This is a genomic window from Haemophilus haemolyticus, from assembly GCF_003493685.1.
In the GTDB taxonomy this organism is placed as follows: Bacteria; Pseudomonadota; Gammaproteobacteria; order Enterobacterales; family Pasteurellaceae; genus Haemophilus; species Haemophilus haemolyticus_O.
In genome coordinates, this window is the sequence record NZ_QQJW01000002.1 from 236492 (window position 1) to 254181 (window position 17690).

Here is a 17690-nt window from a genome sequence, read left to right on the forward strand (position 1 = left end):
ATAGTTTCTTTCTCACTATATCCCTACAATCCATAATACTTATTTGTAGTTATGTTTTTTGTCGTTTGTATCGTTGGAGTGTCTATGTCAAAAATGAAGAAAATCGTCACCGCACTTTGCTTGGCTGGTGTCGGCGCTGTGGCATTGTGGGGAACGCAGTGGGTTATGCATAAAACAAGTTCACCGGAGTTTTGTGTCAGTTGTCATTCAATGAGCTATCCAAAAGAAGAATGGGAAGGTTCGAGTCACTTTGCTAATGCAAAAGGCGTGCGAGCACAATGTTCAGACTGCCATATTCCAAAAGAAGGTTGGCATTATGTCAAAGCTAAATTTATTGCTTTAAAAGACTTGTGGTATGAAGTACAAGGCAAGATTGAGAATAAAGAAAAATATGAAGCCCACCGTGCAGAGCTTGCTCAAATGGTATGGAATGATATGAAAGCTAATGATTCAGAAACCTGTCGTAGCTGTCACAGTTTTGATGCAATGGAGCTTTCAAAACAAACTAAATTAGCAAAACAAACCCATACAGATGCTCAAACAAATGGCCAAACTTGTATTGATTGTCATAAGGGCATTGTTCACTTCCTTCCTGAAGTGCATAGCGATCAAAATGCACAAAAATCCTCTGAAGCAAAAGGTGGCACAATCTCAGATGGTTATGCTATTTTCGCTACTGAAATGGTGAAAGCGACCAATGATAAAGGAAATGAGGTTCGCCTCATGCCTTATGCAGAATTAATGCAATGGAAAGTAAATGGTGATCAAGTTCAAGGTATTTTACATGGTTGGCAACAAGTAGGAGCTGAAGCGGTTGTTTATCAAGAATTAGGCAAACGTATCACGCTTGCTTTATTGGATGAAGATGCACGTAACCATGTTCAAGTAGTAAAAACAGTACATGATGCAGTAACTGATTCTGAGTGGAAAGAAATCAATGTTGTGGTGAATGTCGCAAAAGAAAAAATGTCATCAGATCTGACCGCACTTAATCAATATGGCAATCAGTTAAACCAAACTCAATGTAGTGGTTGTCACGCGGCAATTGGCGCAGATCATTACACGGCTAACCAATGGATTGGTGTGGTGAATTCCATGAAAGACCGTACATCAATGAACAAAGATGAAGTACGTGCATTAACTATTTATCTGCAACGCAATGCCAAAGATATGGCAAAACAATAATGAATTAACTATCTAAAACGAGGCTGAAATGAAAAAGAATAACGTAAACGAACAACGTCGTGATTTTCTGAAAAAAACATCTTTAGGCGTGGCAGGTAGTGCCCTTTCTGGTGGTATGGTGGGCGTTGTATCAAAAAGTGCGGTTGCAAAAGAAGCTGAAATGAAAACAGTAGTTACTGCGGCTCACTGGGGACCACTTGGTGTGGTTGTGGAAGATGGTAAGGTTGTGAAATCCGGTCCAGCTATTGAACCTGCTGTACCGAACGAATTACAAACTGTTGTTGCTGATCAGCTATATAGCGAAACTCGCGTGAAATATCCAATGGTGCGTAAAGGCTTTTTAGCTAACCCTGGAAAAAGCGATACCACAATGCGTGGTCGTGATGAATGGGTGCGTGTTTCTTGGGATGAAGCGTTAGATTTAGTACACAATCAACTTAAACGTGTGCGTGATGAACATGGGCCAACAGGCATTTTTGCCGGTTCTTACGGTTGGTTTAGTTGTGGTTCATTACATGCTTCTCGTACGTTATTACAGCGCTACATGAACGCTACCGGTGGTTTTGTGGGACACAAAGGGGACTACTCTACGGGTGCTGCGCAAGTAATCATGCCACATGTGCTTGGTACTATTGAAGTCTATGAACAGCAAACCAGCTGGGAATCTGTGTTAGAAAATAGCGATATTATTGTGCTTTGGTCTGCAAACCCACTCACAACCATGCGTATTGCTTGGATGTCTACCGACCAAAAAGGGATTGAATATTTCAAAAAATTCCAAGCGAGTGGTAAACGCATTATTTGTATCGACCCGCAAAAAAGCGAAACTTGCCAAATGCTGAATGCAGAATGGATTCCAGTGAATACAGCAACGGATGTGCCATTAATGCTTGGTATTGCACATACTTTAGTTGAACAAGGTAAGCACGATAAAGATTTCTTGAAAAAATATACGTCGGGTTATGCTAAATTCGAGGAATATTTATTAGGTAAAACAGATGGTCAACCAAAAACAGCAGAATGGGCGGCAAAAATTTGTGGTGTACCAGCAGAAACGATTAAACAGCTTGCAGCAGATTTCTCTAGCAAACGTACCATGTTAATGGGGGGGTGGGGTATGCAACGCCAACGCCATGGTGAACAAACCCACTGGATGTTAGTCACTCTAGTGTCTATGTTAGGACAAATTGGCTTGCCAGGTGGTGGTTTCGGTTTGAGTTATCACTATTCAAATGGTGGGGTGCCAACGGCGACAGGGGGTATTATCGGCTCCATTACCGCAAGTCCATCAGGCAAAGCGGGTGCAAAAACATGGTTAGATGATACGTCTAAATCCGCGTTCCCATTAGCGCGTATTGCTGATGTATTGCTCCATCCAGGCAAAAAAATTCAGTATAACGGTACTGAAATTACTTATCCTGACATCAAAGCGGTGTATTGGGCAGGTGGTAACCCGTTTGTTCACCATCAAGATACCAATACCTTAGTGAAAGCTTTCCAGAAACCTGATGTGGTGATTGTCAATGAGGTGAACTGGACTCCAACTGCACGCATGGCAGATATTGTGTTACCAGCTACGACGAGTTATGAACGTAATGACTTAACCATGGCTGGCGACTACTCTATGATGAGTGTCTATCCAATGAAACAAGTGGTTCCACCACAATTTGAAGCGAAAAATGATTACGATATTTTCGTTGAGCTTGCTAAACGTGCCGGTGTGGAAGAACAATACACTGAAGGTAAAACTGAAATGGAGTGGCTGGAAGAATTCTATAATGCAGCCTTTAGTGCTGCACGTGCAAATCGTGTAGCAATGCCACGTTTTGACAAATTCTGGGCAGAAAATAAACCATTAAGTTTTGAGGCGGGTGAAGCTGCGAAGAAATGGGTGCGTTATAGTGAATTCCGTGAAGATCCATTGCTCAATCCTCTCGGCACGCCGTCAGGTAAAATTGAAATTTTCTCTGATGTTGTTGAGAAGATGAATTATAACGATTGTAAAGGTCATCCTAGTTGGATGGAGCCTGAAGAGTTTGCGGGTAATGTGACGGAAGAATATCCGTTAGCTTTAGTGACGCCACATCCTTATTATCGCTTACATAGCCAATTAGCGCATACTTCATTACGTCAAAAATACGCAGTAAATGATCGTGAACCAGTGATGATTCATCCTGAAGATGCAGTCGCACGTGGAATTAAAGAAGGTGATGTTGTTCGCATTCATAGCAAACGTGGACAAGTGCTTGCAGGTGCTGTTGTAACAGAAAATATCATCAAAGGTACCATTGCTCTACATGAGGGCGCATGGTATGACCCACATGAACTTGGTAAAGGTGAAAAACCATTATGTAAAAATGGTTGTGCAAATGTGTTAACTCGAGATGAAGGTACATCTAAATTGGCACAAGGCAATTCACCAAATACTTGTATCGTTCAGATTGAGAAATTTACAGATGTAGCACCAGAAGTTACGGTATTTAAACAACCTAAACAGATGGCGTAAAACTATTAAAAATATAACCGCACTTTAAAAAGTGCGGTTCTTCTTTTAATAATAGAACGAAGGGGCATTAACAGCACTAAATTCTAAACATGAGGTGTTATTTGAGCAAGATGAATTAAGACGGGAAACAATATCTAAGATTTTAGTATTTTTGAATAATGAGTAGATTTTTATTCAATAATATATTTAATGTGTAGATAAAACATTCAAACAGGTATATTTTTCAAAAAATGGTTTGACATATTTTCTAAAAAACGTATTATACCGCTCACACCGATTGTGGTGAGATGGCCGAGCAGGCTGAAGGCGCTCCCCTGCTAAGGGAGTATGGGGTTAAAAAGCTCCATCGAGGGTTCGAATCCCTCTCTCACCGCCATTGTTTGTTTTATTTATTCTGCACCCGTAGCTCAGCTGGATAGAGTACTCGGCTACGAACCGAGCGGTCAGAGGTTCGAATCCTCTCGGGTGCGCCATTTTAAAACGGCTCTATCTTCTAAAAATGGTCATGAATAATTAAAGCATCATCTACGCACCCGTAGCTCAGCTGGATAGAGTACTCGGCTACGAACCGAGCGGTCAAAGGTTCGAATCCTTTCGGGTGCGCCATTTCATTTTATTCAAGTCTATTGATTTCCACTTGCTTTCTAATAATCACAGTATTTGCTATATTGTAATTATCTTTTATTTGTAAAATTTTTAAATTATGACAAGACAATCTTTGCCTCGTGGCTTTAGTTTATTTTCTTGGGGATTAGCTATTTTTTGTGCTCCTGTATTGTTATGTCCGATGGCTCTGTTGCTTTCCACTACATTTGAGAAAAATTCAAACTTAGAAACTTGGCAAGTTAATTTATTCTCAATATTTTTTTGGATTTATCCTATTATTCTTGCGGTGGTAGCTCGAATTTTATATCGCCTACATCAGAGAAAGCCAAAATTGGCTTTTAAATTATTGGTAGTAAGTGCGGTCATTTTTTATGTAGTTTTAATTATGATTTGTAAAATCGGTTTATAAAAAAATCCTACGATAAAATGTAGGATTTTTTATGCTATTTTATTTTTTCTTTGTTGGGCGTTGCCAATCTTGAATATGGCGTTGAGGAACTCGTGTAATCACTAATTCATTTTCACCTACATCGCGTGTAATTGTTGTTCCAGCACCAATAGTTGCGCCATTTGCGACTTTTATTGGTGCGACTAATTGTGTATCCGATCCCACAAATACATCATCACCGATGATCGTTTTAAACTTATTTGCGCCATCGTAATTACAGGTGATGACACCCGCACCAATATTACAATTTGAGCCGATTTCTGAATCGCCAACATAGGTCAGGTGATTTACTTTAGAACCTTTACCAACGGTAGATTTTTTAATTTCTACAAAGTTACCGACATGCGTTTCAGCTGCGAGTTCTGCACCTGGGCGTAAACGAGAAAATGGACCAATTGCTGCTTTTTCTCCCACTACAGAATCCTCTATCACTGAATAGGGTTTTATTTCTACATCATTGCCAATAACAACATTTTTCAATACGCAACCTGCGCCAATTTTTACGCGATCACCTAGTTTAACACTACCTTCGATAATAACATTAACGTCTATTTCCACATCTTTCCCATGCTCTAATGTTCCACGTAGGTCAAAGCGAGCGGGATCGTAGATCATTACGCCTTCAAGTAATAACTTGGAGGCTTGTTTATTTTGGAGATAACGTTCAAGTGCGGCTAATTGTAAGCGATTATTTGCACCTTCAACGTCCATGACATCTGTTGCTTGTACAGCAATAACTTGGCAATTATCTTGGTTTGCGAGGGCAATAAGATCCGTTAAGTAATATTCGCCTTGAGCATTATTATTGCCTACACGAGCTAGCCATTTTTTGAAACTTGCACCATCAGATACCATAACGCCAGTATTTACTTCTTTAATATTTAGTTGATCTGCATTTGCATCTTTTTGTTCTACAATTGCTACAACATTCCCATTTTCACGGATAATTCGTCCATAGCCTGTTGGGTTATCTAAATTTACGGTAAGCAATGCAATGCCATTTTCTGGTTTCGCTTCAATTAATTTTTCTAATGTTTCTTTAGTTATTAATGGTGCATCGCCGTAAAGTACAACAATATTTTCGTTATCCTTAAAAAACGGTGCTGCTTGTTGAACTGCATGTGCTGTGCCAAGTTGTTCTGTTTGTAATACCCAATTTACTTGTTCATTTGCAAGATGGGTACGCATTAAGTCTCCACCGTGGCCATAGATCAAATGAATATTTTCTGCGCCTAATTGATGAGCAGTATCAATTACATGTTTTACCATTGGTTTCCCTGCTACTGTATGTAGTACTTTGGGTAAATCGGAATACATGCGGGTTCCTTTTCCGGCTGCTAAAATTACCGCACTTAATGCTTTTGTTGTCATAGATTTTCTCTTTATTTATCAATAATAATAGGAGATATTTTATCGTAGAAAGGAGAAGATGATAAGTTTTTAAATTAAGGAAGTTGTGGCTTTATAGATAGGAAAAAACCGATGGTTTCCCATCGGTTTTCTGAATTTTAAAGTGGTTAAAAGAGAAATTATTTAACTTCTACTTGTGCACCAGCTTCTTCTAATTCTTTCTTAAGTGCTTCAGCTTCTTCTTTAGAAACACCTTCTTTTAATGCTGCTGGAGCAGATTCAACTAAATCTTTAGCTTCTTTTAAGCCTAAACCAGTTGCACCACGTACTGCTTTGATTACTGCTACTTTGTTAGCACCAGCTGCTGCAAGAATTACGTCGAATTCAGTTTTTTCTTCTGCTGCCGCTGCGCCGCCTGCTGCTGGAGCTGCTGCTACTGCTGCCGCTGCTGAAACACCGAATTTTTCTTCCATCGCTGCGATTAATTCAACGATTTCAGTTACAGTTTTTGAAGCAATCGCTTCAATGATTTGTTCGTTAGTTAATGACATAACAATCAATTCCTAAAATAAATAAAGTTAGATGAAGTAAGAAACGCTTAATGATTAAGCTGCTTCTTGTAATTTGTCGCGTAATGCCGCGAAGGTGCGAGCAAGTTTGCCTGCTGCAGCTTCTTTCATTGTGCCCATTAAACGTGCAATCGCTTCTTCGTAAGTTGGTAATGTTGCCAAGAATTCAACATCTTGGATTTTACCTTCAAAGGCTGCACCTTTAATTTCAAACTTATCGTTTGCTTTAGCAAACTCTTTGAACAAGCGAGCAGCTGCGCCCGGATGTTCGTTAGAGAACGCGATAAGTGTTGGACCTACAAACGTATCTTTTAAGCATTCGTAATCTGTGCCTTCAACTGCGCGACGTAATAAAGTATTACGAACTACACGCATTGTAACGCCAGCTTCACGTGCTGATTTACGTAATTCAGTCATTTTTTCAACAGTTACACCGCGAGAATCCGCGATTACTGCTGAAAGTGCACCTTTGGCTGCTTCATTTACTTCAGCAACAATTGCTTGTTTGTCTTGAAGATTTAATGCCATTGGCTTTTAGCTCCTGAATACACTCCGATTACTCGGAATTAATTTACCTAATCCTAAGATTAGGATGACTTCGGCGCCCAGAAGCAAGAAAAATTCTTATTCTGTTCACCATCTACGTAGGATAATTAAGATTACTCCCCTACGGTCTTGGATGGGGCTTGAATAGGTCAAGCACCAACCAGAAATTTGTTAGATTGACTAACACAGGCGCAAGATTATAGAGAAAAGCTATGTTCTTGTAAAGAATATTGTTGGAAAAAGAGCCAAATTCCTATGATAGTTTCTCTACTAATTCCACTGCGGCTCCAATATAAGTAGCGGGTGTTAATTTTTGTAAACGTAATTTTTCTTCTTGTGGAATAGCCAACTTATCAATAAATTCACGCATAGCCTGTTCCGTCACTCGTTTACCTCGCGTTAATTCTTTTAATTTTTCGTAAGGTTTTTCTATTCCGTAGCGACGCATTACGGTTTGAATTGGTTCAGCCAAAACTTCCCAGTTTTGATTGAGTTCCTCTAATAAGTACGGTTGATTTACTTCAAGTTTACTAATGCCTTTGCGTGTGGAGGCATAAGCGATCAAACAATAACCTAATCCTACGCCTAAATTACGTAATACGGTTGAATCCGTTAAGTCACGCTGCCAGCGAGAAATTGGTAATTTTTGACCTAAATGAGTCATTACTGCATTCGCTAACCCTAGATTGCCCTCTGAATTTTCAAAATCAATTGGATTGACTTTATGTGGCATGGTAGAAGAACCAATTTCACCAGCAATAGTTCGTTGTTTAAAGTGATTTAATGCAATGTATCCCCATAAATCACGATCAAAATCAATGATAATGGTATTAAAGCGTACTACAGCATCAAAAAATTCAGCGATGTAATCGTGCGGTTCAATTTGAGTGGTATAAGGATTCCATTGAATACCTAATGAAGTGACAAATTCTTCGCTGAATTTATGCCAATCAATATTAGGATATGCCGATAAATGTGCATTGTAGTTACCTACCGCACCATTAATTTTACCTAAGATTTCCGCGTTTTGGAGTTGTTTAAATTGACGTTTTAGGCGGTAAACGACATTCGCCATTTCTTTGCCCACTGTGCTTGGTGAAGCAGGCTGGCCATGTGTGCGAGAAAGTAATGGGATCGTTTTATATTCTTCTGCAAGACGAGTGATTTCATCAATCAGTTTTTTCCATTCTGGTAAAATCACTTCGTCACGAGCGGTGCTTAACATTAATGCGTGAGAGAGGTTGTTAATATCTTCTGAGGTGCAAGCGAAGTGAATAAATTCGGAAACATCCACTAGTTCTACTTCATTTTGAATTTTCTCTTTCAGAAAATACTCAACGGCTTTCACATCGTGATTAGTTATACGCTCAATTTCTTTAATACGCGCAGCATCGGTCTCATTAAAATTAACCACAATTCCATCTAAAAAAGCATTTGCTTGCGTAGAAAATGGCGGTACTTCGGTAATGTCTGCCGTTGAAGCTAATTTTTGTAACCAACGGACTTCCACAGCTACACGGAATTTCATTAACCCGAATTCGCTAAAAATAGCGCGTAATGGAGTTACTTTATCTTGATAACGACCATCAAGAGGGGAAAGTGCGGTCAGTGTAGAGAGTTGCATAAATGTTTGCTCCAGAATTGTATTAATAAATAGAAGAATAAATCTGTTTTGCGGTGGCAAGTAATTTTCTGCGGAAAAATAAAATTTGCCATTTTGTTCCGCCCATTTGTTTCCATAGCACAGCAGAGCGAATGCCTGCAAGTAGCACTGCACGAATTTTATTTTGCACGAGTTCTTGTCGCAAATAATCAGGTGAGCCTAGGATGTGAATTTTTTTGCCCAATGGGCTAATAACGTCGCTGTAAATATTTGCCATAATAGATAACATTGTTTCACTATCGCGAGCGTAATGAATTTCTTGTTCTTTTAGGCGAGAAATTCGATTGCCCAATGTTTGTTTAGCATCGGGATTTTTCGATAATTTTCCTTCTAATGCTAAAAGGCTTAGCCAATAGCGAGTTAAATTTTTATCGCCTTGCGCGTTGAGCTGATGAATTAAGGTTTCTAGACCTAATTTTAAATGACGAACTTCGCCACCAAAAACATCTTCGATTCGTTGTGGTTGGGTAATGAAAAGGCTATTAAGTGCGGTTAAAAATGTATCTGAATCTGCTCGACTTTCTGTTGCAAGTTGATGAACCAATTTTGCTGATTGGCACACGCCAGCAAGGGCAAGAACAATATCGTGGTAGTTTTTCATTAGGAACTATTAGGAAAACGTTTTCGTTAAATATAGCATTTTTAACCTAGCTTTTGAACTCGAACATTAAAAAAGCCTAGAGTTTCTGATATGATGTGCGAACAGTTTTAAGGTATTAAGGATTGATTATGGCAAAACCAATTGTTTTTAGTGGCGTGCAGCCTTCTGGTGAATTAACTATCGGAAATTATTTGGGCGCGTTGCGCAACTGGGTGAAAATGCAAGAGGATTATGAATGTATTTTCTGTGTAGTTGATTTACATGCGATCACTGTGCGTCAAGATCCTGTTGCCCTTCGCAAAGCAACGCTTGATGTGCTTGCACTTTATTTAGCGTGCGGAATTGATCCAAATAAAAGTACTATTTTTGTTCAATCTCATGTTCCAGAGCACACGCAATTAAGTTGGGTGTTAAACTGCTACACTTATTTTGGTGAAATGAGCCGAATGACCCAATTCAAAGATAAATCAGCACGTTATGCAGAAAATATTAACGTGGGTTTGTTTGATTATCCAGTGTTAATGGCGGCGGATATTTTACTTTATCAAGCAAAAAGCGTGCCTGTTGGCGATGACCAAAAACAACACTTAGAAATTACGCGTGATATTGCAAACCGCTTTAATGCGCTTTATGGCAATATTTTCACCATTCCTGAAATTTTCATTGGAAAAGCAGGTGCGCGTATTATGTCATTACAAGATCCTGAAAAGAAAATGTCAAAATCAGATGATAACCGCAACAATGTAGTGACTCTTTTGGAAGATCCAAAATCTGTGGCGAAGAAAATTAAACGTGCCGTAACAGATTCAGATGAGCCGCCTGTTGTTCGTTATGATGTGCAAAATAAAGCGGGGGTATCCAATCTTTTAGATATTCTTTCTGCGGTTACGGATAAGCCAATTGCTGATCTTGAAAAAGAATTTGAAGGTAAAATGTACGGACATTTAAAAACTGCAGTAGCGGATGAAGTATCAACTTTACTTGCTGGTTTACAAGAACGTTTTCATCAATATCGTAATGATGAAACTTTATTAGATAATATCTTACGACAAGGTGCGGAAAAAGCGCGTGCAAAAGCGCAAGAAACCTTGGTGAAAGTGTATGAAGCAGTGGGTTTTGTTGCTGCAAAATAATCTGAATAAAAGGGATAATATTATGGCAATTCAAACTGAAAAACCGATTGAATGTGTAGGTTGTAACACATTTGATATGAAATCACTTTTCGATAATCGTGATTGTAATCAGGTTATTGAATATGTTTATGACAGTGAAGAACAAGCGCAAGAAGCGCTCGCATTTTTTACTCAGAAAGCGCGTGATGTAGAAAGTGAACCTTGTGAAATTCAATCTGAAATTACAAAAGTGGATGATGGCTATTTATTAAAGGCAGATTTCACTTTCTGTTGCCAAGCTGAATTGGTGATTTTTCAAATGCGTATTGCGTAAGAAAAACAGCTAAAAAGTAAGCCGCACTTTTGCGGCTTATTTTGACCCTATCCCAAACTTTATATAAGCATCCATTTCTGATTAATAATAACCGCTTAATCAATTATTAATAATCTTACCTTTTTATGAATATAAAAAATCTGCACCTTAATCAGCGGGTTATTTAACCCAACTTTTAGAGTGCAGACCCGATTTTAAACCGATACAACCTTGTTAAGATTAATCGTCTTTATCGGTCGAAAAACCACGATCTATTTGTTCACGCTCTTCTTCAGTTGCATCATCATAAAGATCATATAATCTTTCATTTTCATCTTTATCGTAATCAGACATATAAAACTCCTTACTTTATTAAGTTAGTTTCCCTTGCTAATTGTCTAGAATCTAATTCAAACTTGTCATTGATTTTTTGACGTTCAACTTGAATATTTAACCATTGAATTTCTTGATGATGTAGCATTTTCATAAAATCTAACTTCTTAGATAAAAATTCTAATTTATCTTTAATTTCAGAAGAATTAGTAATTAAGTTATTTAACTGATTTAGGAAATTTATCTCTTCATCTCGTAATTCAAACATAGTTATTCTCTACTTTTCAGCAAGGCACTTTACTTCCTATGTCAATAGGAAGTAAAAGAAGTATACTTCTTTGAAAATTTAGTGATATTCTGATAAGTAGAAAAGGATATAAAATATCAGTGTATTTTTTATACTTAGACAATTTTCTGTTGTTTTCGATTGAAAAATTATTATATCTCAACAAAATGCAAGGCGGTTTCAACTACTTCAACTCCCGCACCTTGTTTAAATGCATTTTCGCTTAAGTAGCGTCGCCATTGACGAGCACCTTTGCAATTTTGGAATGTGCCTAACATATGGCGGACGATATGATTAAGGTGTATGCCTTGATTAAGTTGTTGTTCAATATAAGGAAGCATTGACTGTACAGCTTCATGAGCGGTAACAATTGCAGCGTTAGGATCAAATAAGGCTTGGTCAATTTGCCCAAGTAAACTTGGATTTTGATAGGCCTCTCGCCCAACCATCACGCCGTCCACATATTGCAAATGTTGCTTCATTTCTTCAATGGTTTTAATCCCACCGTTAATTGCAATAGTTAGATGTGGAAAATCACGTTTTAGTTGATACACCCGAGCATAATCTAATGGCGGAATTTCTCGATTTTCTTTGGGACTTAACCCAGAAAGCCAAGCTTTTCGTGCGTGGATAATAAACTCTTGGCAACTTTTTCCTTGAACTTTTTCAATAAAATCACATAAAAATTCATAGCTGTCTAATTCATCAATACCAATACGTGTTTTCACAGTGACTGGAATTTTGACCGCACTTTGCATTTGTTCTACACAGTCTGCCACCAAATCTGCTTTTGCCATTAAGCAAGCGCCAAACATTCCATTTTGTACGCGATCAGAAGGGCATCCTACATTGAGATTAATTTCGTGATAACCTCGTTCCTCAGCAAGTTTTGCACAATGTTTTAGTTGTTCAGGATCGCTTCCTCCCAGCTGTAACGCAACGGGATTTTCTTGTAAATCAAAATTCAAGTGATCGTATTTGGCATGGATAATCGCAGGTGCGGTGACCATTTCAGTGTAAAGTAACGCATGCTTTGAAAATTGACGATGAAAATAACGACAATGGCGTGTTGTCCAATCTAACATTGGTGCAACAGAAAAACGGCCGCGGTAAAAGTGCGGTAGATTTTGAGGCATTTTTATTTCTCTTGTTCGGTTTTGCTGCGTAATTCTTCGGCTTGGTGAGCTTGCATTTGCTGGCGAAAACGGCCTGCAGCAAAGTGGTAAAATGGTTTTGGGCTAAATTGGCGCGAGATTATGGATGCAATAATGCTGGAAATCAAGAGCCAAATGAGAACGGGTTGTGCGCCCGTCATTTCCATCACAACAACGCTGGCTGTAACTGGCGATTGTGTGCCGCCAGCTAAAAACGCCGCCATACATAAAATCACCAAAAAACGTTGATCGACCATACCACCACTGAGATCCCATAGCATTGCGCCAATGCCTGCGCCTGTTGTCAGTGATGGGGTAAAGATACCACCGGCAATACCATTCCAATAAGTGGTCACCGTTGCTAAAAGTTTAAGGATACCAATTTCAGGATCTATGGCTTGCCCTTCTAAGACGCGTGCAACAACCTCATAGCCAGTGCCATAGGTTTGTCCGCGAGTGTAACTGCCGAATGCGGCAAGCGCTAAACCCAATAATAAAGCAATACAAATAGGATGTTGGCGAACCCAGCCACGCCATTTTTCAGGTGATAATCCTGCGATACCTTTTGCTAATAATCGTCCGAATATGCCACCTAGAATGCCACAAACCACCCCACAAATTGCAAGCCAAAGATAGAGATAAGAAACAGATGTTACCCCTTGATAACGTGGAAAATAAGGGCTGTTTCCTTGAATCGCGACAAGAATAAAACCAGCGGCTAATACCCCCATCAATACGCGCCGTTCCCAACGTAACATTACGCCACGTCCAAGTTCTTCAATCGCAAATATCACTCCAGCCAAAGGTGCATTAAAGGCAGCAGCAAGCCCACCCGCTGCACCTGTAGCAAGTAATTCATTGGTGCTTAATCCTCTAAACGCTAAATTATGTTTTCTACAATAATTACCCCATGCAAGCATGACAGCCGCACCAACTTGTACTGATGGACCTTCACGCCCAACAGAGGCACCGATAAGCATAGCCAGAAAGGTAAGAGGAATTTTCCAAATAGTTTGGTTGAATTCAACTAATTTGGTTTTATAGCTACTATGAGGAAGATTAATTGATGCAATGACTTGCGGAATACCGCTTCCTCCTACATAGGGAGTATATTTTTTCGTAAACCAAGTCAGGCAAGCCATGCCTAGGGGTAACATAAACCAAACTGCAATAGGATATTTAGATGACCAGTGAGCGTTTAGTTCTAGACCAAGATCGGACAATTTAGCAAAGCCAAATGAAAAGAGTGAGACAAATGTCGCACCTATAATTAGGCAGATAAATTCTAAACTTTTGTGGGAAATTCTGTGTGTTTGGCGTAGCTTTTTATGGAAGAAATAGCGTAAGTGAAATTTGAGCGAGCGTAACATAATCATATTAATTTAATACTAATTAAGTAGAAATTATAAAACTGTCATTTTGCTGGGGCAATTGGTTTGGCATTTTGAATAAAAAGTGCGGTGAATTTTGTAAGAGTTTTTTTGTACGCAACTAAAGATCCTTTCACGGATCTTTGGCTCTGTTTAATTATTGACAATAAACCTCAGAACGATTAAAATTCGCCGTCTATTTCTGTATGGAAGTAGATTTTTTGAACAACATTCTATTATTGAATAACATTTAAACTGGAGCTTTTTTAATGGCAACTATCAACCAGCTAGTACGCAAACCGCGTGTGAAAAAGGTTGTAAAAAGCAACGTTCCTGCATTAGAGGCTTGCCCGCAGAAACGTGGTGTATGTACTCGTGTATATACTACAACTCCTAAAAAACCAAACTCAGCGCTACGTAAAGTATGTCGTATCCGCTTAACTAACGGTTTTGAAGTAACTTCTTATATCGGTGGTGAAGGTCACAACCTTCAAGAGCACAGTGTTGTATTAATCCGTGGTGGTCGTGTTAAAGACTTACCGGGTGTGCGTTACCACACAGTACGCGGTGCATTAGACTGTGCAGGCGTTAAAGATCGTAAACAAGGTCGTTCTAAATACGGCGTTAAACGTCCTAAAGCTTAATGGTTCTCCGTTAAGTAAGGCCAAACGTCTAAATTAGCAAAACAATTTAAACCATAAACTCCAGTCAAAAAGCGCTTTGCGCTGCAAATTTTCTCAAAGAGAAATATTGCTGATGGGTTTTGGATATCCTGAAGATTAAAATACGGAGAAATTCGCAATGCCACGTCGTCGTAGTGTTGAAGCACGCAAGATTCTTCCAGATCCGAAATTCGGTTCAGAATTACTTGCAAAATTTATTAATGTAATCATGGTAGACGGTAAAAAATCCGTTGCTGAATCAATCGTTTATGGTGCTTTAGAAACTTTAGCACAACGCACAGGTAAAGAGCCTTTAGAAGCGTTTGAAGTTGCACTTGAAAACGTACGTCCAACTGTTGAGGTTAAATCTCGTCGTGTTGGTGGTTCTACTTACCAAGTACCAGTTGAAGTGCGCCCTGTACGTCGTAACGCATTAGGTATGCGTTGGATCGTTGAAGCTGCACGTAAACGTGGTGATAAATCAATGGCTTTACGCCTTGCAAACGAATTATCTGATGCTTCAGATAATAAAGGTGCAGCAGTGAAAAAACGTGAAGACGTTCACCGCATGGCTGAAGCTAACAAAGCATTTGCTCACTACCGTTGGTAATAAGTTTTTGAATTTAAAGGGCTTCATCGTTGATGAAGCCTTACCCTTATATAAACTGATATTAAATAAACAAGGTTATAATAATGGCTCGTACAACCCCTATTGAAAGATATCGTAATATCGGTATCAGTGCGCACATTGACGCTGGTAAAACCACTACCACTGAGCGTATCTTATTCTATACCGGTGTTAGCCACAAAATCGGTGAAGTGCACGATGGTGCTGCAACGATGGACTGGATGGAACAAGAACAAGAGCGTGGTATCACCATTACCTCTGCGGCAACTACCGCATTTTGGTCAGGTATGTCACAACAGTTCCAACAACATCGTATCAACGTTATCGACACCCCGGGACACGTAGACTTTACCGTTGAAGTAGAACGTTCTATGCGTGTTCTTGATGGTGCGGTAATGGTGTACTGTGCGGTAGGTGGTGTTCAACCACAATCCGAAACTGTATGGCGTCAAGCTAACAAATACCAAGTGCCACGTATCGCGTTCGTTAACAAAATGGACCGTACTGGTGCGAACTTCTTACGCGTAGTTGAACAATTAAAAACCCGTTTAGGTGCCAACGCAGTTCCTCTTCAACTTCCAATCGGCGCAGAAGAAAACTTCACCGGTGTAGTTGACTTGATCAAAATGAAAGCGATCAACTGGAACGAAGCTGACCAAGGTATGACCTTCACCTATGAAGATGTACCTGCAAATATGCAAGCAGACTGCGAAGAATGGCGTCAAAACCTTGTTGAAGCAGCGGCTGAAGCATCTGAAGAATTAATGGAAAAATACCTTGGCGGTGAAGATCTTTCTGAAGAAGAAATCAAACTTGCATTACGTCAACGTGTATTAGCAAACGAAATCATCTTAGTAACTTGTGGTTCTGCGTTCAAAAACAAAGGTGTTCAAGCTATGCTAGATGCCGTTGTTGAATACTTACCGGCACCAACTGATATTCCGGCGATCAAAGGTATCAACCTTGATGAAACTGAAGGCGAACGTCATGCAAGTGATGAAGAACCATTCTCTTCATTAGCATTTAAAATTGCAACTGACCCGTTCGTAGGTAACTTAACTTTCTTCCGTGTATATTCTGGTGTTATTAATTCTGGTGATACAGTATTAAACTCTGTACGTCAAAAACGTGAACGTTTTGGTCGTATCGTTCAGATGCACGCTAACAAACGTGAAGAAATTAAAGAAGTTCGTGCAGGTGATATCGCAGCTGCTATCGGCTTAAAAGATGTAACTACTGGTGATACATTATGTGCAATTGAAGCACCAATTATCCTTGAGCGTATGGAATTCCCAGAGCCAGTAATCTCTGTTGCGGTAGAACCAAAAACTAAAGCTGACCAAGAAAAAATGGGCTTAGCATTAGGTCGTTTAGCACAAGAAGACCCTTCATTCCGTGTTCACACTGATGAAGAATCTGGTGAAACCATCATTTCTGGTATGGGTGAATTACACTTAGATATCATCGTTGACCGTATGAAACGTGAGTTTAAAGTGGAAGCTAACATCGGTAAACCACAAGTATCTTACCGTGAAACTATCCGTACTCGTGTTAATGATGTGGAAGGTAAACACGCAAAACAATCTGGTGGTCGCGGTCAATATGGTCACGTTGTTATTGACTTATATCCATTAGAGCCAGAAGGTCCAGGTTACGAATTCGTAAATGAAATCAAAGGTGGTGTAATTCCTGGTGAATACATTCCTGCGGTTGATAAAGGTATTCAAGAACAACTTAAATCTGGTCCATTAGCGGGCTATCCAGTAGTAGATCTTGGTGTACGTTTACACTTCGGTTCATACCATGATGTTGACTCATCTGAATTAGCGTTTAAATTAGCCGCTTCTTTAGCATTTAAAGCAGCATTCGCAAAAGCAAACCCAGTTCTACTTGAGCCAATTATGAAAGTTGAAGTTGAAACTCCACCTGAATACGTTGGTGATGTAATTGGTGACTTAAGCCGTCGTCGTGCTATGGTGAACGGCCAAGAAGCGAACGAATTCGTTGTTAAAATCGATGCAGAAGTTCCTCTTTCTGAGATGTTCGGTTATGCAACAGACTTACGTTCACAAACTCAAGGTCGTGCATCATACTCAATGGAACCGTTAAAATATGCTGAAGCTCCAACAAGTGTTGCAGCTGCAGTAATTGAAGCGCGTAAAAAATAATTTTTGTAAACCAGCGGTGTAAAACATGATTGTTTTATACCGCACTTCTTAGGAAACATTAGCAATGTCTAAAGAAAAATTTGAACGTACAAAACCGCACGTAAACGTGGGTACAATCGGCCACGTTGACCACGGTAAAACAACTTTAACAGCAGCAATCACAACCGTATTATCTAAACACTACGGTGGT

17 protein-coding genes and 3 tRNA genes are annotated in these 17690 nt (G+C 39.4%); 12 read left to right on the plus strand and 8 right to left on the minus strand.

The genetic code is table 11. The features are described from left to right. The first annotated feature begins 84 nt into the window (after window positions 1–84). The 6 genes from DV434_RS03470 (at window position 85) to DV434_RS03495 (ending at window position 4706) form a co-directional block, all read left to right on the plus strand. On the plus strand, window positions 85–1185 hold the full coding sequence (locus DV434_RS03470; protein ID WP_118785540.1) for a NapC/NirT family cytochrome c: 1101 nt from the start codon (window positions 85–87) through the stop codon (window positions 1183–1185). A 28-nt stretch (window positions 1186–1213) separates the two neighbouring features. Then, complete coding sequence (gene torA, locus DV434_RS03475; RefSeq protein ID WP_118785541.1) at window positions 1214–3691, plus strand: trimethylamine-N-oxide reductase TorA; 2478 nt, start codon at window positions 1214–1216, stop codon at window positions 3689–3691. A gap of 281 nt (window positions 3692–3972) precedes the next feature. Beyond that, window positions 3973–4067, plus strand: a tRNA-Ser gene (locus DV434_RS03480). Window positions 4068–4087: 20 nt separating this feature from the next. Beyond that, window positions 4088–4164, plus strand: a tRNA-Arg gene (locus tag DV434_RS03485). Between the two features lie 56 nt (window positions 4165–4220). Beyond that, window positions 4221–4297: transfer RNA gene (locus DV434_RS03490), tRNA-Arg, on the plus strand. Between the two features lie 97 nt (window positions 4298–4394). After that, on the plus strand, window positions 4395–4706 hold the full coding sequence (locus tag DV434_RS03495; RefSeq protein WP_118785542.1) for a DUF5389 family protein: 312 nt from the start codon (window positions 4395–4397) through the stop codon (window positions 4704–4706). Window positions 4707–4745: 39 nt separating this feature from the next. Here DV434_RS03495 and glmU read toward each other — a convergent pair whose 3' ends face one another. The 5 genes from glmU to hflD form a co-directional block, all read right to left on the minus strand. Next, complete coding sequence (gene glmU / locus DV434_RS03500) at window positions 4746–6116, minus strand: bifunctional UDP-N-acetylglucosamine diphosphorylase/glucosamine-1-phosphate N-acetyltransferase GlmU (RefSeq protein WP_118785543.1); 1371 nt, start codon at window positions 6114–6116, stop codon at window positions 4746–4748. Window positions 6117–6274: 158 nt separating this feature from the next. Continuing rightward, on the minus strand, window positions 6275–6646 hold the full coding sequence (gene rplL / locus DV434_RS03505; RefSeq protein ID WP_005626607.1) for a 50S ribosomal protein L7/L12: 372 nt from the start codon (window positions 6644–6646) through the stop codon (window positions 6275–6277). Between the two features lie 54 nt (window positions 6647–6700). Next, window positions 6701–7192, minus strand: a complete 492-nt coding sequence (gene rplJ, locus DV434_RS03510) for a 50S ribosomal protein L10 (RefSeq protein ID WP_005626605.1) — start codon at window positions 7190–7192, stop codon at window positions 6701–6703. A 271-nt stretch (window positions 7193–7463) separates the two neighbouring features. Beyond that, on the minus strand, window positions 7464–8834 hold the full coding sequence (purB, locus tag DV434_RS03515) for an adenylosuccinate lyase (RefSeq protein WP_118811468.1): 1371 nt from the start codon (window positions 8832–8834) through the stop codon (window positions 7464–7466). A 22-nt stretch (window positions 8835–8856) separates the two neighbouring features. Further along, window positions 8857–9474, minus strand: coding sequence for a high frequency lysogenization protein HflD (gene hflD / locus DV434_RS03520; protein WP_118785545.1), 618 nt, complete (start codon window positions 9472–9474; stop codon window positions 8857–8859). Window positions 9475–9602: 128 nt separating this feature from the next. On the opposite strand from hflD, the gene trpS reads away from it, so the two are divergent. Further along, on the plus strand, window positions 9603–10607 hold the full coding sequence (gene trpS / locus DV434_RS03525) for a tryptophan--tRNA ligase (protein ID WP_118785546.1): 1005 nt from the start codon (window positions 9603–9605) through the stop codon (window positions 10605–10607). A 22-nt stretch (window positions 10608–10629) separates the two neighbouring features. Continuing rightward, a complete protein-coding gene (locus DV434_RS03530) occupies window positions 10630–10920 on the plus strand; it encodes a YfcZ/YiiS family protein (RefSeq protein ID WP_118785547.1) in 291 nt (96 codons plus the stop codon). Between the two features lie 343 nt (window positions 10921–11263). On the opposite strand, the gene DV434_RS03535 is transcribed toward DV434_RS03530, so the two are convergent. The 3 genes from DV434_RS03535 to DV434_RS03545 all read right to left on the minus strand — a co-directional run bounded on the left by DV434_RS03535 (window position 11264) and on the right by DV434_RS03545 (window position 14042). Continuing rightward, window positions 11264–11500 carry a hypothetical protein gene (locus tag DV434_RS03535; RefSeq protein ID WP_118785548.1) on the minus strand — a complete coding sequence of 79 codons (237 nt, stop codon included), beginning with the start codon at window positions 11498–11500 and terminating at the stop codon, window positions 11264–11266. A 170-nt stretch (window positions 11501–11670) separates the two neighbouring features. Next, a complete protein-coding gene (gene dusA, locus DV434_RS03540) occupies window positions 11671–12654 on the minus strand; it encodes a tRNA dihydrouridine(20/20a) synthase DusA (RefSeq protein ID WP_118785549.1) in 984 nt (327 codons plus the stop codon). A 2-nt stretch (window positions 12655–12656) separates the two neighbouring features. Next, entirely contained in the window at window positions 12657–14042 is a 1386-nt protein-coding gene (locus tag DV434_RS03545) for a chloride channel protein (RefSeq protein WP_192881495.1), read from the minus strand. A gap of 269 nt (window positions 14043–14311) precedes the next feature. Here DV434_RS03545 and rpsL point away from each other — a divergent pair, with 269 nt between their 5' ends. From rpsL to DV434_RS03565, 4 genes are all read left to right on the plus strand, one after another. After that, window positions 14312–14686 carry a 30S ribosomal protein S12 gene (gene rpsL, locus DV434_RS03550; RefSeq protein ID WP_005543325.1) on the plus strand — a complete coding sequence of 125 codons (375 nt, stop codon included), beginning with the start codon at window positions 14312–14314 and terminating at the stop codon, window positions 14684–14686. Window positions 14687–14843: 157 nt separating this feature from the next. Next, the gene (gene rpsG, locus DV434_RS03555; RefSeq protein WP_005626581.1) at window positions 14844–15314 is read left to right on the plus strand and encodes a 30S ribosomal protein S7; all 471 of its coding nucleotides are present in this window, start codon (window positions 14844–14846) and stop codon (window positions 15312–15314) included. An 83-nt stretch (window positions 15315–15397) separates the two neighbouring features. Then, window positions 15398–17500, plus strand: a complete 2103-nt coding sequence (gene fusA / locus DV434_RS03560; protein ID WP_118785550.1) for an elongation factor G — start codon at window positions 15398–15400, stop codon at window positions 17498–17500. A 64-nt stretch (window positions 17501–17564) separates the two neighbouring features. Next, a partial coding sequence (locus DV434_RS03565) for a GTP-binding protein (protein WP_239992769.1) occupies window positions 17565–17690 on the plus strand: 126 nt, incomplete at its 3' end.